The 23,072-nt window shown below is 71.4% G+C and carries 26 protein-coding genes and 1 pseudogene; 15 read left to right on the top strand and 12 right to left on the bottom strand.

Annotation, left to right across the window (positions count from 1 at the left end):
* On the top strand, positions 1-2,436 hold a 2,436-nt coding region (locus tag AC07FY_RS23115), incomplete at its 5' end, for an ATP-binding protein (protein WP_479009073.1).
* A gap of 42 nt (positions 2,437-2,478) precedes the next feature.
* A complete protein-coding gene (locus AC07FY_RS23110; protein ID WP_479009071.1) occupies positions 2,479-4,956 on the top strand; it encodes a GAF domain-containing SpoIIE family protein phosphatase in 2,478 nt (825 codons plus the stop codon).
* Positions 4,957-5,092: 136 nt separating this feature from the next.
* On the opposite strand, the gene AC07FY_RS23105 is transcribed toward AC07FY_RS23110, so the two are convergent.
* Positions 5,093-5,842: an anti-sigma factor gene (locus AC07FY_RS23105; protein WP_479009069.1), complete on the bottom strand. Its 750-nt coding sequence runs from the start codon at positions 5,840-5,842 to the stop codon at positions 5,093-5,095.
* On the bottom strand, positions 5,839-6,426 hold the full coding sequence (sigK, locus tag AC07FY_RS23100) for an ECF RNA polymerase sigma factor SigK (RefSeq protein WP_479009067.1): 588 nt from the start codon (positions 6,424-6,426) through the stop codon (positions 5,839-5,841). The genes AC07FY_RS23105 and sigK overlap by 4 nt, the downstream gene beginning before the upstream one ends.
* 454 nt (positions 6,427-6,880) lie before the next feature.
* On the opposite strand from sigK, the gene AC07FY_RS23095 reads away from it, so the two are divergent.
* The 3 genes from AC07FY_RS23095 (at position 6,881) to AC07FY_RS23085 (ending at position 9,737) form a co-directional block, all read left to right on the top strand.
* Complete coding sequence (locus AC07FY_RS23095) at positions 6,881-7,093, top strand: chaplin (protein ID WP_479009065.1); 213 nt, start codon at positions 6,881-6,883, stop codon at positions 7,091-7,093.
* Between the two features lie 332 nt (positions 7,094-7,425).
* Positions 7,426-9,003, top strand: a complete 1,578-nt coding sequence (locus tag AC07FY_RS23090) for a molybdopterin-dependent oxidoreductase (RefSeq protein WP_479009063.1) — start codon at positions 7,426-7,428, stop codon at positions 9,001-9,003.
* 83 nt (positions 9,004-9,086) lie between these two features.
* A complete protein-coding gene (locus AC07FY_RS23085) occupies positions 9,087-9,737 on the top strand; it encodes a fasciclin domain-containing protein (RefSeq protein WP_479009061.1) in 651 nt (216 codons plus the stop codon).
* Positions 9,738-9,867: 130 nt separating this feature from the next.
* Here AC07FY_RS23085 and AC07FY_RS23080 read toward each other — a convergent pair whose 3' ends face one another.
* From AC07FY_RS23080 to AC07FY_RS23060, 5 genes are all read right to left on the bottom strand, one after another.
* The gene (locus AC07FY_RS23080) at positions 9,868-10,137 is read right to left on the bottom strand and encodes a DUF1622 domain-containing protein (protein WP_479009059.1); all 270 of its coding nucleotides are present in this window, start codon (positions 10,135-10,137) and stop codon (positions 9,868-9,870) included.
* The gene (locus AC07FY_RS23075) at positions 10,134-10,544 is read right to left on the bottom strand and encodes a DUF1622 domain-containing protein (protein ID WP_479009057.1); all 411 of its coding nucleotides are present in this window, start codon (positions 10,542-10,544) and stop codon (positions 10,134-10,136) included. The genes AC07FY_RS23080 and AC07FY_RS23075 overlap by 4 nt, the downstream gene beginning before the upstream one ends.
* 299 nt (positions 10,545-10,843) lie before the next feature.
* Positions 10,844-11,299, bottom strand: a complete 456-nt coding sequence (locus AC07FY_RS23070; RefSeq protein WP_479009055.1) for a DUF6098 family protein — start codon at positions 11,297-11,299, stop codon at positions 10,844-10,846.
* A gap of 153 nt (positions 11,300-11,452) precedes the next feature.
* Positions 11,453-11,959 carry an NADPH-dependent F420 reductase gene (locus AC07FY_RS23065; protein ID WP_479009053.1) on the bottom strand — a complete coding sequence of 169 codons (507 nt, stop codon included), beginning with the start codon at positions 11,957-11,959 and terminating at the stop codon, positions 11,453-11,455.
* Entirely contained in the window at positions 11,956-12,687 is a 732-nt protein-coding gene (locus tag AC07FY_RS23060; protein ID WP_479009051.1) for a GAF and ANTAR domain-containing protein, read from the bottom strand. The genes AC07FY_RS23065 and AC07FY_RS23060 overlap by 4 nt, the downstream gene beginning before the upstream one ends.
* 299 nt (positions 12,688-12,986) lie before the next feature.
* Here AC07FY_RS23060 and AC07FY_RS23055 point away from each other — a divergent pair, with 299 nt between their 5' ends.
* The 8 genes from AC07FY_RS23055 to AC07FY_RS23020 all read left to right on the top strand — a co-directional run bounded on the left by AC07FY_RS23055 (position 12,987) and on the right by AC07FY_RS23020 (position 18,842).
* On the top strand, positions 12,987-13,403 hold the full coding sequence (locus tag AC07FY_RS23055) for an STAS domain-containing protein (RefSeq protein WP_479009050.1): 417 nt from the start codon (positions 12,987-12,989) through the stop codon (positions 13,401-13,403).
* Between the two features lie 147 nt (positions 13,404-13,550).
* The gene (locus AC07FY_RS23050) at positions 13,551-13,961 is read left to right on the top strand and encodes an ATP-binding protein (RefSeq protein WP_479009048.1); all 411 of its coding nucleotides are present in this window, start codon (positions 13,551-13,553) and stop codon (positions 13,959-13,961) included.
* Between the two features lie 226 nt (positions 13,962-14,187).
* Positions 14,188-15,069, top strand: a complete 882-nt coding sequence (locus AC07FY_RS23045) for an STAS domain-containing protein (RefSeq protein WP_479009046.1) — start codon at positions 14,188-14,190, stop codon at positions 15,067-15,069.
* Positions 15,066-15,473: an STAS domain-containing protein gene (locus AC07FY_RS23040; protein ID WP_479009044.1), complete on the top strand. Its 408-nt coding sequence runs from the start codon at positions 15,066-15,068 to the stop codon at positions 15,471-15,473. Before AC07FY_RS23045 ends, AC07FY_RS23040 begins: the two co-directional genes overlap by 4 nt.
* Positions 15,457-15,963: an anti-sigma regulatory factor gene (locus tag AC07FY_RS23035; protein WP_479009042.1), complete on the top strand. Its 507-nt coding sequence runs from the start codon at positions 15,457-15,459 to the stop codon at positions 15,961-15,963. Before AC07FY_RS23040 ends, AC07FY_RS23035 begins: the two co-directional genes overlap by 17 nt.
* The gene (locus tag AC07FY_RS23030; RefSeq protein WP_479009040.1) at positions 15,963-16,988 is read left to right on the top strand and encodes a SpoIIE family protein phosphatase; all 1,026 of its coding nucleotides are present in this window, start codon (positions 15,963-15,965) and stop codon (positions 16,986-16,988) included. Before AC07FY_RS23035 ends, AC07FY_RS23030 begins: the two co-directional genes overlap by 1 nt.
* A complete protein-coding gene (locus AC07FY_RS23025; RefSeq protein ID WP_479009038.1) occupies positions 16,985-18,250 on the top strand; it encodes a PP2C family protein-serine/threonine phosphatase in 1,266 nt (421 codons plus the stop codon). Before AC07FY_RS23030 ends, AC07FY_RS23025 begins: the two co-directional genes overlap by 4 nt.
* 91 nt (positions 18,251-18,341) lie before the next feature.
* A complete protein-coding gene (locus tag AC07FY_RS23020) occupies positions 18,342-18,842 on the top strand; it encodes a MarR family winged helix-turn-helix transcriptional regulator (protein WP_479009036.1) in 501 nt (166 codons plus the stop codon).
* 26 nt (positions 18,843-18,868) lie between these two features.
* Here AC07FY_RS23020 and AC07FY_RS23015 read toward each other — a convergent pair whose 3' ends face one another.
* The 3 genes from AC07FY_RS23015 to AC07FY_RS23005 form a co-directional block, all read right to left on the bottom strand.
* Positions 18,869-19,324, bottom strand: coding sequence for a MarR family transcriptional regulator (locus AC07FY_RS23015; RefSeq protein ID WP_479009034.1), 456 nt, complete (start codon positions 19,322-19,324; stop codon positions 18,869-18,871).
* 220 nt (positions 19,325-19,544) lie between these two features.
* Positions 19,545-20,717 carry a PP2C family protein-serine/threonine phosphatase gene (locus tag AC07FY_RS23010; protein WP_479009032.1) on the bottom strand — a complete coding sequence of 391 codons (1,173 nt, stop codon included), beginning with the start codon at positions 20,715-20,717 and terminating at the stop codon, positions 19,545-19,547.
* Between the two features lie 153 nt (positions 20,718-20,870).
* Positions 20,871-21,653: a SpoIIE family protein phosphatase gene (locus tag AC07FY_RS23005; protein WP_479009030.1), complete on the bottom strand. Its 783-nt coding sequence runs from the start codon at positions 21,651-21,653 to the stop codon at positions 20,871-20,873.
* A gap of 82 nt (positions 21,654-21,735) precedes the next feature.
* Here AC07FY_RS23005 and AC07FY_RS23000 point away from each other — a divergent pair.
* Positions 21,736-22,177, top strand: a pseudogene (locus AC07FY_RS23000) (DUF4396 domain-containing protein).
* A gap of 58 nt (positions 22,178-22,235) precedes the next feature.
* Here AC07FY_RS23000 and rpsN read toward each other — a convergent pair.
* Positions 22,236-22,541, bottom strand: coding sequence for a 30S ribosomal protein S14 (rpsN, locus tag AC07FY_RS22995; protein ID WP_479009028.1), 306 nt, complete (start codon positions 22,539-22,541; stop codon positions 22,236-22,238).
* The gene (gene rpmB / locus AC07FY_RS22990) at positions 22,541-22,777 is read right to left on the bottom strand and encodes a 50S ribosomal protein L28 (protein WP_479009026.1); all 237 of its coding nucleotides are present in this window, start codon (positions 22,775-22,777) and stop codon (positions 22,541-22,543) included. The genes rpsN and rpmB overlap by 1 nt, the downstream gene beginning before the upstream one ends.
* Positions 22,778-22,844: 67 nt before the next feature.
* Between rpmB and rpmG the strand changes: the two genes are divergently transcribed.
* Entirely contained in the window at positions 22,845-23,009 is a 165-nt protein-coding gene (gene rpmG / locus AC07FY_RS22985; RefSeq protein ID WP_479009024.1) for a 50S ribosomal protein L33, read from the top strand.
* The last annotated feature ends 63 nt before the right edge of the window (positions 23,010-23,072 follow it).

The following is a 23,072-nucleotide window of genomic DNA, read 5'->3' as shown; positions in this document are numbered from 1 at the left end:
GAGCAGGACTGGCTCAAGTCCAACCTCGCGCAGATCTCCAGCCTCATGCAGGGCCACCGCGACCTCGCCGTCGTCGCCGAACTCGTCATGGACGAGCTCGCCCCCCTCGTCGACGCCAGCTACGGCGCCTTCTACCTCGGCGAGGAGATCGACGGCCAGGCGGGACTCACCCTGATCGGCTCCTTCGGCCGGCCTGCGGAAAGCCCCGCCACCCCGCGCGTACGGCACGGAGAGACCCTCGTGGGTCAGGCGGCCCGCAGCCGCCGCATCCTCACCACCGACAACGTGCCCCCCGGCTACCTGATCTCCTCAGGACTGGGCGGAGCCGCTCCCGCCAACCTCATCGTCCTGCCGATCCTCGTCGAGGACCAGGTGCTCGGCGTCATCGAACTGGCCTCCTTCAACTCCTTCACACCGGTGCACCGCGACTTCCTCGGCCGCCTGATGGAGACCGTCGGCGTCAACGTCAGCACCATCGTCGCCAACGCCCGCACCGACGAACTCCTGGAGGAATCGCAGCGCCTCACCGGCGAGCTGCAGGCCCGCTCCGAGCAGCTCCAGGTCCAGCAGGACGAGCTCCAGCGCTCCAACGCCGAGCTGGAGGAGAAGGCCGCCCTCCTGGCCAGCCAGAACCGGGACATCGAGACCAAGAACCTGGAGATCGAACAGGCCCGTCAGGAACTGGAGGAACGGGCCCAGCAGCTGTCCCTGGCCTCCAAGTACAAGTCCGAGTTCCTGGCCAACATGAGCCACGAGCTGCGCACCCCGCTCAACAGCCTGCTCATCCTCGCGCAGCTCCTGGCGCAGAACCCCACCCGCAACCTCACCCCCAAGCAGGTCGAGTACGCGGGCATCATCCACTCCGCCGGCTCCGACCTCCTCCAGCTCATCAACGACATCCTCGACCTGTCCAAGGTCGAGGCCGGCAAGATGGACGTGAACCTGGAGCGGGTCTCCCTCCAGCGGCTCCTCAACTACGTCGAAGCGTCGTTCCGGCCGCTGACCACGCAGAAGGGCCTCGACTTCGACATCGAGACCGCTCCCGGCGTGCCGGTGGACCTCCTCACCGATGACGCACGCCTCCAGCAGATCCTGCGCAACCTGCTGTCCAACGCGGTCAAGTTCACCGAGCGCGGCGGCGTCCAGGTGAAGATCGAACCGGCGAACGCGGCCGAACTTCCCGCCGAGTTGGCGAACGCCGGCTCCGTGGTGGCCTTCCGCGTCATCGACAGCGGCATCGGCATCGCCGAGCAGCAGCTGGAGGCCATCTTCGCCGCGTTCCGGCAGGCCGACGGCACCACCAGCCGCAAGTACGGCGGCACCGGCCTCGGCCTGTCCATCACCCGGGAGATCGCCCGTCTCCTCGGCGGAGTCGTCACCGCCCGCAGCACACTCGGCGAGGGCTCCACCTTCACCCTGTACCTGCCGGTCGCCGGGCCGGACATCACCGAGCGGGAACCGGCCGCCCTGACCAGCGGGGAGACCGAGACCGCGGTGCCGGCTCAACCGCACGAAGCGGCCGAGCCCCAAGCGGAGGAGTCCCGCCACCCCCGCCGCCTCCTGGTCATCGAGCAGCGCAGCAACGGCCTCCTCAGCCTCGTCGCCGAAAGCGCGGCGAGCGAACTGACCGCGGGACGGGCGGGCGGGGGACCGGTGGCCGAGCGTGCCGAAGTGCTGACCGCCGTCACGGCGGCGGACGCGGCCGCCGTGCTGGCGCAGGCACCCTTCCACTGCGTGGTCCTCGAACTCGGCTCCGACGGAGAGGCCCTGCGCTTCCTGGAGGCCCTCGCCGGGGACGGCGCCCTCGCCTCCCTGCCGGTCCTCGCGCACGACAACCGGCGCATGACCCAGGCGCAGCAGGAGGAGATCGCCCAGCGTGCCGCGCTCCAGTCGCTGGAAGTGCTCTCCAGTCTGGACGAACTGCGCGAACGCATCGCCCTGCACCTGTCGGCGGAGCGCCCCGAGGACGTCCCCTCCCTCGTGCGGGACAACAGCGGCCTCGTCGCCCCCGAGGAAGCCGTCGTCGACAGCAGCCTCGCCGGCCGGTCCGTGCTCGTCGTCGACGACGACCCGCGCAACCTCTACGCCATCAGCGGGATCCTGGAATTGCACGGGCTGCACGTCCTGCACGCCGAGAACGGCCGCAAGGGCATCGAAACCCTGACCAGCACCCCGGGGATCGACCTGATCCTGATGGACGTGATGATGCCCGAACTCGACGGCTACGCGGCGACCGCGGAGATCAGGCGGATGCCCGAGTTCGCCGATCTGCCGATCATCTCGGTCACGGCGAAGGCCATGCCCGGAGACCGGGAGAAGAGCCTGGCCTCGGGGGCGAGCGATTACGTCACCAAGCCCGTCGACGCCAACGACCTCGTCGTCCGGCTCCGCCGGTGGCTGCAACCGCAGAACGCCTCGGGCAACACCCGAGCCTGACACCCGCAACCCTGGCCGCCCACGGAGGAATAGCGACATACGGTGAACAACACCACCTCGGACGAACCCACAGCGCCCCAGCCCCACGAACCGGGCCCGCCCCCCGGGGCCGCCGGTGCGCCCGGCGCCGGCAGTGCCGCGTCACACGGCGAAGCCCGCCCCGGGCAGGCGGCTGCGCGCAGCGCGGCCACCAGTGAGGCCGGGCGGCTGGCCGCGACCGTGGAGCGGCTGCGCCTGGAAGCCCTGGAAGCACAGTCGGCCGCCGACGGCCGGGCCCTGGTGGAGTTGGCCAAGGGCATCCTCGTCGGACGCCTGGGCTGCGGGCCCGTCGAGGCGTCGCGGCAGCTCGCCAAGCTCGCCGAGCAGTCCGGTACCACCTTGCTCGCCCTGGCCGTCGACGTCATCAACCAGGCCGCCCGCGACCAGGTCAGCGAAGTCGCGCGGCAGTTCCTCACCGCGGTCGTCGACGAAGAGGCCCCGGTGGAGGAGGCGCCGGCCGTCCGTCTGCGGACGGCCGAAAGCCGCGTCCTCGCCGCCGATGACGCGGACGCCGTCGCCGCGGCCCTCCTCGAAAACGCACTGCGCCCCCTGGGCGCGCACGGCGTGGCCATCTGGGTGGCGGGACCGGACTCCTCCCTCACCCTGGTCGGCCAGGCCGGTTTCACCCAGGAGGACGCCGCCCGCTGGCACTACGTCCCGCCCGAGGTCGTCACGTGCGCCCGGCTCGCCCTCACCAACCGCGAGCTGACCGTCGTCGCCAGCCTCTCCGGAGGCGCCGCTCCGACCATCGGCCGACGCCAGCACCCCGACGGCGGGCGCATCGTGGTCCCGGCAGGCACCGGCGGACGCATCCACGGCGTCCTGGAAGTCGCCTGGCCGCAGGAGCTGCCGCCCCAGCCCGCCCAGATCCTGCGCCAGTTGGAGGCGCTCGCCGAGCTGTGCGCGCACACGCTGGACGAGCAGTCACCGCAGGGCATGTCGGCCGCCTCCGAGGCGGCGCACCTGGCAGCCCTTGCCGAACTGGCAGACCTCGCCGACCACCTCGACGACCCCGTGCTCGTCCTGACCCCCGTCCTCGACGCCGACAGCCGTCTGGCGGACTTCCGCATCACCCACACCAACAGCCGCTTCATCGACCCCGCGGGCCGGCCGCGCTCGATCCTCACCGGCCGCCCCTTCCTCGAGACGTACCCCGCGGCGGCCGAGAACGGCGGACTGTTCGACAAACTGGAGCGGGTCTACGCCACCGGCGAGGCGTGCCAGGTCCTGCACACCGCACTGACGACCTTCGTGGACGAGGTCCCCCTCACCACCGTCGCCGACGTGCGCATCAGCCGGCACGGCGCCGCCCTCCTGCTGATCTGGAAGATCGAGGACGAGACGGCGCGTTTGGCCAGCCTGCTGCAGCACGCGCAGCGACTCGGCCGGGTGGGCGGTTTCGAACAGAACATGCACACCGGAGAACTCAGCTGGAACGGCCAGCTGTTCGCCCTCTTCGGCCTGCCGCTGACGGCCTCCCCCGTCCCGTTGGAGGACCTGGCCGCACACACCCACCCGCACGACGTCAACTCCATCGGCCGGTTCCTGCGCACCCTCCTGCACCGCCAGCGCGAATCGTCCGTCGAGTTCCGGCTGATGCGACCGGACGGCATCACCCGGCACATCCGCATGGTGGCCGAACCCGTCCTGGACGACCAGGGCCGCCTCTACTCGGTACGCGGCGCCTGCCAGGACGTCTCCTCGCAGCACTGGACCGAAGTCGCCCTCGCCGCGACCCGGGACCAACTCGCCGACACCGAGGCCGAATCCGCCGGCCGCAGCCGACTCGCCCTGCAACTGCAGCACGCCATCATGCCGCCAGCCCCCGCTGCGCTGGAGGTGCCGGGCATCCGCATCGCGGTGCGCTACCGTCCGGCCGAATCGCAGTCGCTCGTGGGCGGGGACTGGTACGACTCCGTGGTCCTGCCCAACCGGAAGATCCTGCTGAGCGTCGGCGATGTCGCCGGGCACGGCATCCAGGCCGCCACCAGCATGGTCGTCCTGCGCAACGCCCTGCGCGGTCTGGCCGTCACGGGAGCGGGTCCGGCGCAGTTGCTCGCCTGGCTCAACAGCGTCGCCTTCCACCTGACCAGCCATGTCACCGCGACCGCCGTCTGTGCCGTCTTCGACCCCGAGACCCGGATCCTGCGCTGGGCCCGCGCCGGACACCTGCCGCCCGTTCTGGTCCGCGGCTCCGACGCCCGCTCCTTCCCCCTCACCGGGGGACTGCTGCTGGGGGCACTGCCCGATGTGACGTTCGAGGAAGAAGAGGTGCAGCTCGAAGCCGAGGACGTGCTCCTGATGTACACCGACGGGCTCGTCGAACGCAGGGACATCGCCGTCACCGACTCCCTGAAACAGCTCCTCGCGGTGGCCTCACGGACCGTGGACTCCCTCGAGAAGCGGCTCGACAGCCTGCTGACGTACAGCGCGTCCGACACCGACGACGACACCTGTCTCATCGGCATCGAAGTCCACTGAATCCACCGCTCTACGTGAGGCCACGGACCCCCGGCTGCGCCCCGTACGGCCTGCGCACCCCCGACGGGCGCGTCCGTCGCGCCGTAGGTCGGGGGAGTCGCAGCGAGGGGTCGCCGAGCGGCCGGCAGGCGGCGGATCAGGTGGGGAGGCTCACCAGGAGCAGTGGTGCGGTGGTGGGCTGGGGTGAGCCCCCGGCGGGTTCGAGGGTGAGGCCGACCGCGGTCGCGTCGGCCGGGTTGCCGCTGATGAGGACGGTGTCGTCCCTGTGGACGAGCCCGGCGGGGCGCATGGCGCCGTCGTGGTCGAGCCACAGCTGGTAGGTCTTGCCCGCGCCCGGTGCGGGCAGGTTGCGGGCGGTGAAAACGGCCTGGTTCTGCCGGTCGGAGGCCACGACGGTGGCCAGGGCTCCGTTGGTGGTCCGCCCGTGCACGGTCCGGGCGTCCGGAGCGGCCAGGACCGCGCTGACCGCGTCCAGGCGCTGCTCCGCCTGCCGGGCCTGCTGCTGGAGTTCCCGGCCCTGTTGGACCTGCCACACCGCGACGCCACCGAACAGGGCGGCGGCGATACCGGCGGCCAGCGCCAGCGGCGCGGCCCTGCGGCGCAGGTAGCCGCCGAGCGGGGAGGCGGGGGCGGCGACGGGCAGCGTGGGCGGCAGCTGGCGCACACCGTCGATGGCGGCCATCACCTTGGGCTTGACCGCCGCGGGCGGCACGTGGGAGGCCGCCGCGGCCAGGCGTGCCGCGGTCGCCTCGAACTCCGCGGCTTCGAGCCGGCATGCCTCGCACTCCCGCAGATGGACGGTGAACTCCCGCTGCTCGTCCGGGTCGAGGGCCCCGAGGGCGTAGGCGGCCGCGAGGGTGTGGGCGTCGGATGCGTGGTGTTTCATGTGGTCACCCCCATGCAGTCGCGGAGCCGGATCAGCCCGTCGCGCATGCGTGTCTTGATCGTGGGAAGCGGTGTGCGCAGGGCTTCGGCGACTTCACGGTAGGTCAGCCCCTGGTAGTAGGCCAGGGTCACCGCCTGTCGCTGCAGTTCGGTCAATCCGCGCAGGCAGCGGCGGACCTGCTCGCTGTCCAGGCGGGTCTCCACGTGCTCGGCGACTTCGTCGAACGCGGTGGTGTGCTCGCGGGCGGCCTGCGCCTGCTCGCGGTCGGCGGCCGCCTGGGCGGAGCGGACCCGGTCCACCGCCCGCCGGTGGGCGATCGTCGCCGCCCACGCGTTCACGCTGCCGGTGTCCGGCCGGTAGCGGGCGGCCTGCCGCCACAGGTCGATCATGACCTCCTGGGTGACCTCTTCGGACTGGGCGCGATCGCGTACGACCCTGGTGACGATCCCGGAGACCAGGGGCGCGAGGGCGTCGTAGAGGGCGGAGAACGCCTGTTTGTCGCCGTGGGCCACCTGCTGCATGACGGCGCCCAGGTCACCGCGCCCCGTGCCGGAGCCTGCGCCGAAGGGGAGCGGTTGGTTCACCGGCCGGGCTCCGGTTGTGGCGAGAAGGCGAAGAGGCGGCCGGGGGCGGCCGTCGGGGGGCTGGGCGTCCATCGCATGCTGGTCCTTGTCCTTGTCCGTGTCGCTGGTGCGGGAAGGGGCCGGGCCGCTTCCGGGGGAGCGGTCCGGCCGAAGGGTGTGCGTCCTTCACCGGTTCTTCGTAGCGGACGGCCGCGCGGATGGGAGGTCAGTTCGTCACCGGTGTTTCCGGCGATTACCCCGTTCGAGGGAAGCTGCGCGGTCCGGCCAAGCAGGCGGGTGCGCTGCGGCGAAGGGGCGGGTGAGGGATGGCGGGGATGGTCCCGGCCCCTCACCGGCCGCACGGTTCCTCCGTGCGGCCCGAACCAGTCGAATGGGAGTGAGTGAAGTGAGTGCAGTGAGTGACGTGCGTGCAACGCGTGCCACGGGTTCTGTGTCGGTACAACGGGGCGTTGCGGTGGCCCTGGCCGCCGGGCTCGCGATCCTCGGTGGCGCGTCGGCGGCCTCGGCCGATGCCGGTGCGCACGGCGTGGCCGCGTACTCGCCGGGCGTGGCCTCGGGCAACCTGATCCAGGTGCCGATCCACATCCCGGTCAACGCCTGCGGCAACAGCGTCAGCATCATCGGGCTGCTGAACCCGTCGTTCGGCAACACCTGTGTCAACGCCTGATCCGACGGCAGAGGGACTGGTCCGGCGCCCGCGTGACGGGGTGGGCGCTGGGCCGGCGACCTGCCGGGCACCACCGGATCCGCACCCGAGCGCCGGCGGCAACCAGAGCGGACACCCGGACATGTCCCAGCGCGAGCAGCTCCAGAGCGCGGAAACCGAACGCGACGCCACCGCATCGCAGGCCCAGCGGATCTGCGCGGAGAGCACCCGCCCCGGCAGCAGTTGAGGTGGAGAGGCGCGGAAGGAGTCGGCCCGCGGCCGCCTGAGAAGGCGGCCGTCACTCTTTCGGGCGTGGGACCAATCCGCCGGTCGGGTGCCACCGAATCCCAGGTGTGAGCAGCTTCCGCACCATCCTCTCCCGCGTCGTGCCGGGCGCCCTGGCCGGGCTCCTGGCCGCTTTCACGGCGCTCGCCGTGGCCGAGTTCGTCGCCGCCCTGGTGCGGCCGGCCGCCGGACCGGTGACGGTCGTCGGCGGCGCCGCGATCGACCGGACCCCGGCCGGGGTCAAGGACTTCGCGATCCGAACCTTCGGGGAGAACGACAAGGCCGTCCTGCAGCTCGGCATCCTGGCGGTCGTCGCACTGATCGCCGTGGCGCTGGGCGTGGCCGGTCTGCGCCACCGGCGCGCCGGCGCCGCGGGAGTCCTGCTGTTCGGTGTCGTGGGGTCAGCGGCCGCCTTGAGCCGACCCGACTCCGCGGGCCCCGGTGACGTGCTGCCCTCCCTCGTCGGTGCGGCGGCAGGCGCGCTCGTGCTCTACGTCCTGACGTCGAAAGCCGCACCCGACACCGCCCGCGCGGACGAAGCAGAAGGCTGGACCAGGCGCGGCTTCCTCACCGCGGCGGGAGTCACGGCCGCGGCCGCCACGTCAGCCGGCGTACTCGGCCGCTTCCTCTCCGGCCGGCAAGGTGCAGGAGCCGGCGTCTCCCGCGACCGTCTCGTCCTGCCCGAGCCGGCCTCCCCCGCCCCGGCGCCGCCGGCGGGCGCCCGGCTGAAGACGGCCGGCATCAGCCCCTTCACGACCCCCAACCACGACTTCTACCGTGTGGACACCGCTCTCGTCGTCCCCAAGGTCGACGCCGAAACCTGGCGCCTGCGCATCCATGGCAAAGGTGTCGCCCGGCCTCGCACCTACAGCCTCGACCAGCTCCTCGCGCGCCCGCTCATCGAGCGCGACATCACGCTGACCTGCGTGTCCAACGAGGTCGGCGGCCCCTACGTCGGTACCGCCCGCTGGCTCGGCGTGCCGCTGGCGGAGCTCCTGCGGGAAGCCGGGGTGAAGCCCCCGTCGTCCGGGAAGGGCGGGGCCGACCAGCTCGTGGCCCGGTCCGTGGACGGCATGACCCTGGGCTCCCCGGTCGAAGACGTCATGGACGGCCGCGACGCCATGCTCGCCGTCGGCATGAACGGCGAACCCCTGCCCTTCGACCACGGCTTCCCCGTCCGCATGCTCGTCCCCGGCCTGTACGGCTACGTCTCCGCCTGCAAGTGGATCACCGACATCGAGCTGACCACCTTCGACGCCTACGACCCCTACTGGGTCACCCGCAAGTGGGCCCGCAGGGCGCCGATCAAGACGCAGGCGCGCATCGACACCCCCAAGCCCTTCGCCCGCCCCGACGCCGCCGCGGGAACCGTCACCGTCGCCGGCGTCGCGTGGGCGCAGCACCGCGGCATCGACCGCGTCGAAGTCCGCGTCGACGAGGGCCCTTGGCAGGAAGCCGACCTCGCCGCCCAGGGCTCCCTCGACACCTGGCGCCAGTGGGCCTACCGCTGGCAGGCCACCCCCGGCGGCCACACGATCACCGCCCGCGCCACCGACGGCACCGGCCAGGTGCAGACCGAGCGGCGCACCCGCACCGTCCCCGACGGTGCGAGCGGCTGGCACAGCGTCTTCGTCACCGTCCCCTAGACCACCGGACCGGCCCCACGGGCAGGCCCGGCAGCACCCCCCGTATCCCCCCTGACAACGCAGTCCACCAAGGAGTACCGATCATGACCAGCATGCAGCTTCGCCGTACCGCCATCGCCGTGACCGCAGCCGTCCTGCTGCCCTTCTCCCTCGCCGCCTGCTCCGACTCGGGCAGCAACACGAAGGCCGCCCCCGGCACGGCCGCCGAGGACGCCTCCGCGTCCGGCGCGAGCACCCCGGTGGAGGACGGGACATCGGGTGACAAGCCCTTCGGCCCGGCCTGCGCCGGCGTCCCCGCCGACGGCGCCGGTTCCTTCGACGGCATGGCCAAGGACCCCGTCGCCACCGCCGCTTCCAACAACCCGGCGCTGTCCACCCTGGTGGCAGCGGTCAAGCAGGCCGGCCTCGTCGACACCCTCAACAACGCCAAGGACATCACCGTCTTCGCCCCCACCAACGACGCCTTCGCCAAGATCCCGAAGGCCGACCTCGACAAGGTCCTCGCCGACAAGGCCACCCTGACGAAGATCCTCACCCACCACGTGGTCGGGCAGCAGCTCACCCCCCGGCAGCTGGAGAACGGCTCCTTCGAAACCCTTCAGAAGGGCATGATCACCACGAAGGGGTCGGGCGAGTCGTACAAGGTCAACGACAGCGCCGCGGTCGTCTGCGGCAACGTGAAGACCGCCAACGCCCATGTCTACATCGTCGACACCGTCCTGATGCCCAGGTAGCAGGGCCGAAGACGCGCCGGTGACCTTCCCCCTCCACGGCAGAGGAGGAAGGCCACCGGTGTGATCGCCCCGACCGGTCCGCTCACGCTCGGGCGGCCGACGCGCAAAGCGCCCGTCCGAGGCCGCCGCGCTACGCACGCGAAACGTCCGGGCGGGTGCTCGGTTCGGACGGGGCGAGCAAGGCGCCGAGCAGCGTGCGCACCGTGATCACCGCCGCCGCCAGGACGATGCTGTCCCAGGAGGGCTCGCCGGCCAGCCGGATCAGGCCGGCGCCGGTCAGGAAGTCGAGCAGCACGGCCAGTGCCGGTCGAACATCGTGCGTGAGGCGCCAGGCCGCCGCCGCGGCGACGAGGCCGAGCACGGAGACGAGTACGGCCGCCTCCAGCAGCCAGGTGTTCACGTCGGCACGCCTTTGTCCTCGCGCGAGGGCGCCGCCTCGCTCCGCTCGATCTCGGCCCGCTCCTGGGCGATCTCCCGCCCGAGGAAGTAGTTCAACGCGGTACGGATGGCCGCGATGGCAGCCAGCTGGCCGATCTCGGCGAAACTCGGCGCGACCGCCGTGCGCAGTACGTCACCGGCGAGCTGGAACTCCAGGCCCAGCACGAGGAAGCGTCCCAGGCTCAGCCTGATCCGGTTGAACCCCGCCACCTTGCCGCGCCCGCGCAGACCGGCCCGGACGAACTGCACGAATGCCCACACGGCACCGACGAAGATGATCAACGCGCCGGCGAACTCGATCAGTCTCACCAGCAGACCGATCACTTCGTGCAGGGTCGACTCGGGCAGCGCTTCCACCGAAAGGATCATGAGACCCGGATACCCGCGACGGCCCCGGGAACGCCGCTTCCGCCGAAGGGCGCCCGAGCGGAACCAGGGACGCCCTTGTGCCGTGTGCCGTTACGGGTGATCGGGCTGCTGTTCGGGGGGCTTGGTGCCACCCGTCTGCGATCGGTCCTCCTGGCCGCCCGACTTCTTCGACGGCTGTGCGGCCTTGAGTTGACTGCTCTCCTGCGGAGTCGCAGCACCCTTGCCGCTGCGTCGGGCTTCCGGCTGCTGAGCGTCGCCCATGATCCTCGTCCTTCCTTTCGCGATCGGCGGTGTCCCGTTCATCGGTGACGGTTGAGCGGCCCCCACGAGCCCTGCTGCTGTCGCATTTCCTCCAGGGCTTCGGAGATGACCTTGTCGTCGACCCAGCCCAGAGGCTGCACGTCCCGTACGAGAGGTTCGTTGTCGGGTCCGCGACCGGCCTCCGCGCCGTGCAGCAGCCACGGCTTCACCCGGTGGCCCTTGATGTGCGGCAGGTGCGAATAGTCGTAGAGGCGGCGCGCGGCCCAGGTGCGCAGCGAACGGTCGCCCCACCAGTCCTCGATGTCCAGAGGGTTCGCGGACAATCCCGGCAGTTCGACACCGGTGAGCTCGTCCCGGCTGGACGGCTGCACCAGATCGGCCTGCGGACCCAGGGACCAGCGGACATAGAGGTTGCGCCGACTGGCCAGCAGGCCGGTCAACTCGTCCAGAGATCCGATGACCGCCATCTTCGTACCGTTGCGAGCCTCCTTCATGGTGAGCGGCTACCCCCCACCCCTCACGCCACTCCTCTTTCGGCCGCCGGCCGGGGACGAGGTCCAGCCGAGCTCCTGACGGGGAGCGGGCCCGCCCGGCCGCCCGGGACGACGCCCCTGACCCCGGCCCCTGACCCCGTCCTTCCGGCGGGGTCAGCGCACGACCTTGATGCCGAAGTGCCCGCCGAACCGGTGGCCGAGGCCGAAGCCGATGGCGGAATGCATGTGGGCGTACATCTCCATGCCGCGGGCGCACACCAGCGGGCCGAGGTCGAGGACGTCGTTCCAGCCGTAGTGCTGCAGAAGGTCGGTGGTCTGCTGCTTTGCGTCCGGGTGGTCGCCGGCGACGAACATGGTGTGGTCTCCGCCGCCGACGGACCGCGGATCCACGACGGTGGACTGCTCCTGCGTGACGAAGCTCTTGACGACCTTCGTTTCCGGCAGCGCGCGCTGGATCCGCTCGGCCAGGCTGTCGGTGTCGCACGGGTCCCACTTCGGCATGACGCCCCACGGTGTGGGCCACGGGTGCTCGCTCTGGTGCTCGTAGATGTACGGGACGCCGTAGTCGATCAGCGTCTTGCCGGAGAGCCGGTCGGCGATGGCCGCCAGGGCGGCGACGGCGTTGTGAGCCGGTCGTGGCGCCGGCCCACTGGCGTTCATCGACGGGCGCGCAGTGCCTCTCCGTCCGGTGGCGGGGTGCCGGTGATGTTGGTCACGAGGTCGGCGCACAGGTCGCGGAGTTTGATGTTGCGGTGTTGGGAGGCGGACCGCAGGATGCCGAAGGCTTCTTCGGCCGTGCAGCGCTGTTGGCCCATGAGGACTCCGGTGGCCTGGTCGATGACGCTGCGGGAGGTGAGGGCTGCCTGCAGGTCGGCGGCGAACACGCGGGTGTCGGTGATGCGCTGGGCCAGTTCGATGCCTCCGGTCGCCTGGGCGGCGAGGCTGCGCAGGGCGGTGAGGTCGATTCCGGTGAAGTCGTCCGGCTTGCCTGCGTAGACGTTGAGGGCGCCGGCGGTGTCGGTGTGGGCGGCGATCGGCAGGGACAGGGAGGAGTGCGTGCCGAGGGCGGCGGCGTAGGCGGGGTAGGGACCCCAGCGCGTTTCGTCGAGCATGTCGGCCACCGGCACCTCCCGGCCGCTGCGCAGGGCCTGCAGGCAGGGGCCGTCGTCCTGCCCGTACTGCGCCTCGTCGAGTTCCGGGGCGCCCTTGCCGGCGCTGACGACGGTGATGGGCCGGCCTTGACGCTCCAGCGTGATGCCGCAGCCCTCGGCCGCCGGCACCAGCGTGAGGGCGCAGTCGGCCAGGGCCTGCAGGAAGCCGTCGAGGGAGTCGGTTTCGAGCAGGAGCAGGGTCACGTCCGGCAGACCGGGCATGGAAGCGACGGACATGATCGTTTTCCGTTCCGGAAGGTCCCGCAGATGGAGGGCATGACGCCCTGCCTTCCACTATGCGCCCTGGGGGGCCCTCCCCATCCGTCGTTCGCATTCCCCTGTGGAGGAACGGCCCGGTGAAGGGACATCCCGGGTCGGCCCGGTGGAGTGCCGAGCCCTGGCAGAATGGGAGACGGGTCAGGAAGCGGCCCGTCGTATCGTGCTGCTTCGACGGAGACACTGTTGCCCGATTTGCCCCACGGCCCTCGCCTCGACGCCCGCCGCCTGGTCCGCCTGCTCATGGCCAGGGCCGCGTCGTGAGCGTCCCCGATGAGCCGTCGGCGTTGCTGGTGACCACCACGCTGCTACCGCCGAGCCCCGATGGCCCTGAGACGGGCGCCCTCCTGGCTGTCATCACCGTGTCCGGACGCCTGGAGCACGCCGTCGGCTGGAAGCTGCGGGGTGCGATCAGCGCGTGCCTCTCCCAGGACGCGACGGTGCTGGTACTGGATCTGGCCGCTCTGGACTCCTGCGACGACGCGGGCCTGCACGTACTCAGCGGCGCCGCTGCCGGCACGGGCGCCATCGGCAGCAGCTTGTACCTGGCCGCGGCCCCGGAACATCTGCGCCCCCGGCTGGCGGCCGTCCTGCCGAACGCTTCGTTGCCCTTATACGCCGATGTGGATGCGGCTGTGGCCGCGGCCCGAACGAAAGAGGCTGACGGCAGGGAGTAGACAGCGCCGGACGGAACCGACCTCCATAGGGGAACGCTCACTCGGAGCCCCCGGGCAAACCCTTTTAAATAGCGGAAAAAAGGGCATAAAACTTCTCGTCGAGAGCTTGCCCGCACTTCCTCGGGAGAGAACGGAATGACTCCCGGAATGACCCCTTCCGTTCGGCAGAGCACCGCGTTCGCCCCGCACACCGAAGCCGCAGGCAGTGCACGTGAGGCGACCCGCCACTTTCTGGACGAGGCCGTGCTGCAAGGCCACCGGGTGTCGAACCGCGCGGCGGGCGATGCGATGCTCATCGCCAGCGAACTCGTCACCAACGCTCTGCGCCACACCGACGGGCCGTGCACCCTCGACCTGGCCCTCCGCGACGACGACCTCGACATCGACGTCACCGACACCAGCCCATCACCGCCCGAGCGCCGGCCGCCCCACACCGACGGCACCGGGGGATGGGGCTGGATCCTGATCACCTGCCTGGCCCACGACACCGCCGTCGTCCCCACCCCCACAGGCGGCAAAACCGTCCACGTCCGTCTCACGGACACCTGCGCCCCGTGACCCGCGGACGGCGCCGCATCCTGCCCGCCTGTGCGCTTCCCTCGCACGCGCTTTCGGGCATACGCGCCGAAGTGTGATGACGGCGCCGCTCCAGCCGATGCGCGCCGGCCGCGCTTTACCGGGCAGATCCCCGTGAGTATATTTGCCGCGATGCAACAGTTGTCGTGTGGCAAGTCTCGGCGTCGGCCGCCGTGGCCGGTCATGAGGCCCGACGAAAGGGGCCGGCGTGATCCGCACCGCGGCCGACGTCCGCCAGCGCGTAGCAACGGCGCTCGAAGGGCGTGCCGAGGACGTAGCCGATCGGTGGGTCCTGCTCCAAGTCGAGCGGAACGCTCCCGGCAACGCGCTCCTCGAGCGTGAGCTGCGCGAGGAGGCCGACACCCTCGTCGCGGCGCTGCTGGCTGCCCTGAAGAGCACTCTGCCCGTCGAGCAGGCCGCGAATGCGCACCCCGGCATGCGCAATACCGTTCGAGACCTCTCGCTGCGCCGGGCCAGGACGGGCGCGACGCCGACCGCCACCTCTCTGTCGGTGCTCGCCCTCAAAGAGGTCCTCCTGGAAGTGGTCCAGGAGACCACCGACGACATCGCCCACCTCTCCTCCGCCGCCCTGCTGATCAACCAGCTCCTGGACGCCGCGGGCGCGTTGTCCTTCGCCACGTACGTCGAGGGCCGCGAGGAGATCATCCGACGCCAGAGCCGACAGCTGCTCGAGGTCTCCACTCCGGTCGTGCGCCTGTGGCAGCAGGTCCTGGGCGTGCCCCTGATCGGTACGCTCGACACCGCCCGCACCCAGGTGGTCATGGAGAACCTCCTGCAGGCGATCCAGGACGATGACGCCCAAGTCGCGATCATCGACATCACAGGGGTGCCGACGGTCGACACCGCCGTCGCCCAGCACCTGATGCAGACGGTCAGGGCGGTACGGCTCATGGGCGCCGACTGCATCATCAGCGGGATCCGGCCGACCATCGCGCAGACCATCGCCCAACTGGGCATCGACCTCCTCGACATCCTCACCAGAGCCACCCTGGCCGACGCGCTGGCCGAGGCGATGAGGATGACCGGGCGGTCCGGGCCCGTGTCCCGAACGGGGCAGGCCCTGGCATGAGCGGTTCCCACTTCGCCGTGCCGATCCTGCGTCTGGGCGACGTCCTGCTGACGAGTCTCCTCGACGAACTCGACGACAAGACCGCCGCGGCCTTCGCGGAGGAGCTCACCGAGCGCATCGCCGGCGACCGTGCGCGCGGCGTCCTCATCGACATCTCACGGTTGGAGATCATCGACTCCTTCGTCGCACGGAACCTCATGGAGGTCACCGCCATGGCCCGGCTGCTGGGAGCACGGGTCATCGTGGCCGGCATGCGGCCGTCGGTCGCCATCGCCCTGGTCGAACTCGGCATCGAGCTGACAGGTGTCGAAACCGCGCTGCACACGGAACAAGGCATGGCCGCCCTGGGATGGCACCGCAACCAGCAGCCCCCGGAAGGGGCGCCAGATGACACCTCGCGCTGACAACAACCGCACCACCCCTCCTTCCCCTCCCCGTCCCATCTCCACCCGCGCCCCCACCGCCACCACCGACCCCGCGGGCCGCCGAGAGGCCGAAGAACCCGTCAGGCTGACCGTCACCACCGAAGACGACCTGCTGACCGTCCGCCATACGGTCCGTTCCGCCTCGCTCCGGATCGGCTTCGGGATCGTCGACCAAACCCGTGTGGTCACCGCGGCCAGCGAGCTGGCACGCAACGCCTACATCCACGGCGGCGGCGGGACCCTGCTCATCGAGCGCACCCAGGCTCCGGAGCGGGAGGGACTGCGACTGACGATCCACGACGACGGGCCCGGCATCGCCGACATCGAAAAGGCCCTCACCGACGGCTACAGCACCGGCCCCGGCCTCGGTCACGGCCTGGGCGGGGCCCGTCGGCTCATGGACGAGTTCCACCTGCGGTCCGCACCCGGCCGCGGCACGACAGTGATCACGACGAGGTGGACGCGCTGATGGCCCCCCTCAGTACCCGTGCCGGCATCCGCGCGACCCGCCACATCCGGATCGATCACCACAGCGCCGTCCACGACGCCGCCGAAACCGCCCGGTCCCTCGCCCGTGCATGCGACCTGCCCGGCGCCATGCCGGACCAGGCCGCCGTCCTGGCCTCCGAACTCGCCGGCAACCTCGACAAGCACGCGATCGACGGCAGCATCTACCTCCAGCCGCTCCCGCTCGGCGGCGGCCTGGAGATCCTGGCCGCCGACCGCGGACCCGGCATGCCCGAACTCCAACGCTGCCTCACCGACGGCTACACCACCACCGGCACCCTCGGCGCGGGCCTCGGCGCGGTCAGCCGCATCGCCACCGACCTCACCATCAGGACACGCACCGACACCGGCACCCTGATCTGCGCCCGGCTCACCTTGCCGGACCGGCGCTCCGCCGCCCGGGAAGCCGTCGGAGCGATCTGCCTGCCCGCGGCGAACGAGGATCAGTGCGGAGACGCCGCCGCGATCACCGACACCGGAGCGCTGCGCACAGCCGCCGTGGTCGACGGTCTCGGGCACGGTCCCGAGGCGGCCGAGGCCGCCCACGCGGCGGTCCGAGCCTTCCACGCCACCGCCGAACGCCCGCTCCCCGACATCATGACCGCCATGCACCGCACCCTGCGCCACACCCGGGGCGCCGCCGTCGGCCTGCTGCGCCTCCAGGCCGATCAGGCCGAGTACTGCGGCGTCGGCAACGTCCGCGTGGTGGCCCTCGGCCCCGATGACGTCCACCACCGGCTGACCGGCCAGCCCGGAACGGTCGGCTGGCGGATGCCGACCCCGCGCACGCACGGCATCGCCCTGACCGCCGCGACCACCGCCGTACTCCACACCGACGGCATCGACCTGCGCTGGTCCCACACCCCGCCGTCCCATCTGCTGCGCCTCCCCGCCCCCCTCCTCGCCACCGCCCTCGTCCACGGCTACCACCGGACCCGCGACGACGCGACCGTACCCGCCGCCCGACCCCGCCCGGCGCAGTCATGAACGCTGAGACCTTCCAGGACATGGCCGCGCTGCGCCATGCCGTACGGGCTCTCGCCCGCACCCACCGGCTGCCCGCCGAGGTGCGCGGCCGCCTCGTCCTGTCCGTCACGGATCTGGCCGCCCCCGAGTTCCAGGCCGGGCACCCCGTCGAACTCGCCGTCGAGTACGACGACGGGACCGAACCCGAAGGCGCCCACCTGGCCATCACCCTGCGCGTCGCCGGGCCCGCCCTGCTGCCCTGCCACGACCTGCCGCTGCCGGCCCCCGCCACCACACCCGGCTCGGCCACCTGGCGGCTCGCACTACCGCGCCGCCCCGGTCGCCGATCCGTCGGCCCGCAGGCAGCCCGCCTGCCCGAGCCCCGTCACCAGACGACGCCGGGCGACCCGGCACGCGACGCCGAGGAGGAGCTGCGCGCCGCTCTCGCCCTGGCCGACTCGCTCACAGCCGATCAGCGGCTCCTCCGGCACGAACTCGCCGAAACCAACGCGGGCGTCCTCGCCCTCTACGTACAACTCGAAGAACAGGAGGAGCGGCTGCGCCACGCACACGGCCAAGTGCTGCGCGAGCTCGAAGACGCCCTGCGGCCCCCGCCACCCGACATCGCCGGCCTCGATCTCGCGGTGCACTACGCGCCCGCCGACCCGGCCGCCCCGACGGGCGGGGACCTCTACGACTGGTTCGCGCTGCCCGACGGCACCGTGCACGTCACCGTCGTCGACGCACTGGGCCACGGCGTCACCAGCACCCGCAGCGCCATCACCGTCACCCACGCCGTCCGCGCCCTGGCGCTGGAGGGCCACGGCCTGCAGTCGATCCTCGCCCGCACCCACCACCTCCTCAAGCCCATCGACCCCGACCTGATGGCCACCGTCCTCCTCGGCCGGCTCGACCCCGCCACCGGCGTACTCCGACTCGCCAACGGCAGCCATCCCCCCGCACTCCTCCTCCGGGGCGACGGCACCACCCGCTATCTGGAAGTGGGCGGCAGGGGCATCGGTTTCCCCTCTCCGGGCAGTGACGCGATCCTCACCGTCGGGATCGAACCGGGCGACCTGCTGCTCCTGTACACCGACGGGCTCACCGACAGCCGCAGGGACACCCTCGAAGGGGAGCGCAGACTGGTCCACGCCCTACGGGCCCACGCTCACCGGGCAGTTGCCGAGATTCCCCGTGCGGTCGCCGCCGACATGCACACCGTGGTCCAGCACGCCGACGACACCCTCGCCCTCGCCTTCCGACTCAAGTCGCCGCCCGCCTGAAGGACCGCGCACCCCGCTGAGCGGCCCGATCCCGCCTCCGGGTGTCCGTCCGCGGGCTGACAAATGTCCGCGGGGATGAGAGATTGGTGCGATGCCGCATGCCGTCCCGTTGCCATCCCTTTACCCTGCACAGGTGGCTCTCGAGGCAGCCGCTGTTCTGGAGATGCTGAGCCTCCTGTGGCCCCGCGGTCAGGAGGCCCTGACCGCCGTGCCGCCCTCCCAACTGCGCGCGCTCACCGTCATCGACGAACGCGAGAGCGTCAACCTGCGCGACCTCGGCCAGGCGCTCGGCTCGACGCCCCCTTCCGTCAGCCGCCTCTGCGACCGGCTGGAAGCCGCCGGCCTCATCCAGCGCTCCCGTGCCACGGCCAACCGGCGGGAAGTGGAGGTCCGGCTGAGCCGAGGGGGACACGCCGTCCTCACCTCGGTACGCGCCGCTCGGGCGAACGAGATCCAAGCCGTTCTCGCCCGTATGTCACCCGGGCAGCAGCGGTCCCTCTTCGAGGGCCTGACGGCCTTCCAGCATGCGGCCCTCCACCACGTCGGGCTTGACGACGCGCCTGCCGACGACGACATCTGCGACATCGCCTGAGCGTTCCGCCCAGCGCCCTCGCGCACCTACCCCAGGCGCGAGGCGGCCGCCGCGAAGGCCCGCAGGCCGGCCAGCAGGTCCTCGCGCTGCCCGGCCGGCACCCACCGCAAGATCTCGTAGATGCTTCGCGCACGCCGCTCGAACAGGGCGACCAGTGTCGTCTCCCCCTGCTTGGTCAGGGTCAGGCCGATCTCCCGCCTGTCGACCGCGGCCCGGTCCCGGCGCAGGTACCCGGCGGCTTCCAGCCGGTCACAAAGCCTGCTCGCGGTGGGAGCCGAGGCGCCGACCACCTCGGCCAGCCGCGAGAGGTTGACCTCCGGGGAGTCGCGGACGGCCAGCAGTGCCCGCACCTGAAGTGCCGACAGGCGGGGGTCCGCGCTTTCACCGGCCCCGGTCCAGCACTCCACCAGCGCCTCGGAAACGGCGGCGACCTCGAGCGCTGCGTCGTACAGAGGGTCTTGCGTCGGTCCCGCCCGGTCCATCGTGGCCGTCACTCCCCATGAGACAGGTGCAATGCCCCCGAGAAGACGGTCCGCCTCGACATGTGCGCGTCGAATCGGGGTACCCCTCCCGTCTGCCCCCTGGCGGGAGAGTATCCCTGTCAGATGCCACCAGAGGCCATCAAGGGGCACATGCACCCCGTGCGCCCCGCTCGTGGGCCGCAGCCGGCCGGATTCCCCGGCCGGCCGGAGCCCGGCCCGATCAGGCCGAGCCGTCCCGGCCGAACCAGTCCAGGCACAGCACCAGAGCGTCGTCCTGCGTGGCCGCTTCGCGGTATACGGCCAACTCCTGCAGGATGCCGCGCGGAACCCCGGCAGCCGGAAGGAGGCCGGTGGCCTGGATGGCCCGCGCCAGAGCCCGCTCGCTGTACGCCTCACCGCCCGCGGAGGCAGCCGCGTAGACCCCGTCGCTGACGAAGACCAACCGGTCGCCCGGCAGTGCCTCGAAGTCCTGGGTCACGTAGCCGGTGTCCTCGAACATGCCCAGGGGCAGCTGAGCCTCGAAGGCGACCCGCTCCACCGTTCTGTCCCGCAACCGCCACAGTTGCGGGGACCCGGCATCCACCACATGCCCGCGACCGGTGGCCAGTTCGAAGGAGAGCAGGAGCGTGGAGACATACTCCGCGCCCCGGTACCGGGCGTAGATCGCCTGATCGGCGAGGGCCGCCTGATCGGCGATCCCGATGCCCGCCCGGCGCGCGTTGCGCAGGGCGTTGATCGCCAGGTTCGTGAGCAGCGAGGCCTCGATCCCCTTGCCCATGCCGTTGGTGACGGTCAGGGTGAGGGTCTCCCCGGTGGTGGACCAGTCGAAGTTGTCGCCATGGATGTCGTAGGCCGGCTCCAGCTGCGCTCCGATCGCGTACTCCGGGCGCGCACAGGAGCGGGCGGGCAGCAGCTGCCACTGCATCTCCGCCGCCAGGGTGAGCCGGGTTGCCCGCCGCGCCTGCAGGTACAGGTCGGTGTCGCGCTCGGCCACGACGATCTCGTGCCCCAGCAGCTCGGCCAGTTCCCTCAGCTCCGAGACGGTCTCGGAGGTGCATCTGGACTCGGGCAACCGCACGGTCAGGATCCCCAGGCGGTCCCCGCGGACGGTGACGGGCAGATGGAGGTCCACCGCGCCGTTCTGCGCCGCGTACTGGCGGTACGGCTCCTGGCTGGCGAACGCCCTTCCCTCGGGGCTGCTCTCCACCGGAAGCGGTTCGGCGGTATGGGGCAGGAAGGTCACGGGCTGCAGACAGGTCAGACTGTAATCGGCCATGAGCAGGAGGACTTCCGACGCCTCGAAGTGCTCGACGAGGGCGTTGCGGAGCGTGCGCAGGAGGTCATCCGGTGCCGCCGTGCGCACCGCGCGTTCCACAGCCAGGAAGTTCGTCATGGTGAGGCCATTCCTTCGAGATGTACCGAGGGGGACAGGGGTGCCGGGTGTCGTGTCACGCATCGACGCGCGCACGGCACTCGCGCCCGAGGAGGGAGGCAACGACCGCAGTCCGGCCGGGAGTTCGCTCCGCCGGAGGACAACCGATAGTTGTCATGCGACAACTATTAATCCTACCTGCCCCGATTTTGAAGATCGGACCACATCGCGGGCGGGAAAGCGCTCCGCTGCGCCACGGCGGCAGACCCGTGAGGCACCACCGCACCGCGAAGGACGGTGAGGAACCACAGCATCGTGAAACATCGTGTCGCCTCCTCTGTACGTATGGTCACTGCCTCGCATCATGCCCATGCCCGCAGTGCCCGCGGTGATGCGAGCGCACCGTCCGTCCGATCGTTCGGCTGGCGGGCCGCGCGGCCGGGTACGGGCCGCTGCCCACCGGCCTGCCGCGCCCTCAGGTGATACGGAGGGCCAGTATGGCGAAGTCGTCGCTGGGCGGGGTGTCGCCGTAGGTGATGACGGCCTTCTCCGAAGTGGCCACGGCCGAGCAGGGTGCCGGGCGTACCGAGCGCGGTCAGGCTGCCCTCGGCCCGGCGTACGAGGGGCCGGGGATGGCCGCCCAGGGCCAGGTGCAACCGAGCGGCGGCGATCACGGGGCCGGGGTCGCGGTCGGGGCCCGGTCGTGCGGCGGGGGAGGCCGGCTCGCCGACCGCCGCACCGCTGGAGACCCGATCGGTCAGGACGAGCCGGGCGTGGACCGCGGTGCAGAAGGGGTGAGCGGGCCGGTCGTCGATATGCGGTGTTCACCGCGGACAGGACGGTACGGGGGACGGGATGGAAGCGGCCCGCGATGCGTGCTGTGTGCCGGACCAGGCCGGTGAGCGCCGCGGCGGCCGAGCCCTTGCCGCAGACGTCGCCGATGGTGAGCGCCCACATGCGGGGACGGCCGGTGCCGACGCCCTCGGGAGCCTGGCCTCCGGTGGGCCGGCCGCCGCATGCCCGTCACGCCGGTCACCCGATGGGTGGAGTGACCTGGGGGGCCGCGGCCAAGGCCACGTTGCACCGCCTGACAGGATGCGCCATCGGCGAGATCCTCGGCATGGTCATCGGCACCGCCCTGATGTGGGGAAACGCCCAGAGGGTGATCTTGGTGATCACGCCGGCGTTCGTCTTCGGCTACTCCTTCACCCTGTTCGCGATCCGCAAGGCCGGGCCTCGGCTTCAAGACCGCCCTGAAGGTCGCCCTGGCCGCGGACACCGTCTCGATCGCGGTGATGGAACTCGTCGACAACGGCATCATCGCCCTGGTCCCCGGCGCCATGGACGCCCACCTGTCGGACGGGCTGTTCTGGGGAGCGCTGCCCGGCGGCTTCGCCGTGGCCTTCGTGATCACGAGGCCGCTCGACAAGTGGACGATCGGCCGCGGCAAGGGTCACGCCGTCGTCCACGCCTACCACTGACCAGCCCGTGCGGCGCCGCGCCCGGCCGCTGGTGTCCGCGGCCGGGAGGGGGCGGTCGTCACCAGGACGACTTGGTCACCCCCGGCAGGAAGCCGGCATGCGCCTGCTGGCGCACGCGCACCCGCGAGAGCCCGAAGGTGCGCAGGTGGCCCCGGGGGCGACCGTCCACGCTGTCGCGGTTGCGGACCCGGGTGGCGCTGGCGTCGCGCGGCTGTCGGTGGAGCTCTGCCCGGGCGGCCTCGCGTTCCGGCGGGGCGGTCGAGGGGCGCCGGATGATCTCCTTCAGCTCCGCCCGCCGGGCGGCGTACCGCTCGACGACCTCCTTGCGCTTCTCGTTCCGCGCGATCTTGCTCTTCTTCGCCATCAGACCTTGCCTCCCCGTGCGCGGATCCGGGTCACGGCGGCCTCGACGCCGATCGTGTCCACGGTCTTGATCGCCTTGGCGCTCAAGGTCAGTCGGACGTGCCGGCCCTCGCTGGCGAGCCAGTAGCGCTTGCGCTGGACGTTCGGGTCGAAACGGCGCGAGGTGCGTCGGTGGGAGTGGGAGATGGAGTTGCCGAATCCGGGTCGGGAACCGGTCAGTTGGCAGTGGGCTGACATGGGTGGCGGGACCTCTCTGAGTGGGATGGTTGTTGGTAATGAAAATCGTTCCCATATAGTAGGCCACATGCCACGCAACGAGATCCGCCCCGTCGTCAAGCTCCGCTCGACCGCCGGCACGGGGTTCACCTACGTCACCCGCAAGAACCGGCGCAACGACCCCGACCGGCTGGTGCTGCGCAAGTACGACCCGGTGGCCCGGCGTCACGTCGACTTCCGCGAAGAGCGCTGACCATCCCCGTACTCCGCAGCCCGGTCCCACACCCACCCGCCCACACCGTCGAAAGGTGCTTCC

This window comes from Streptomyces sp. NPDC045967 (assembly GCF_056430495.1).
Note: the sequence above shows the minus strand (reverse complement) of the source record. Positions and strands in the feature narration are given on the sequence as shown.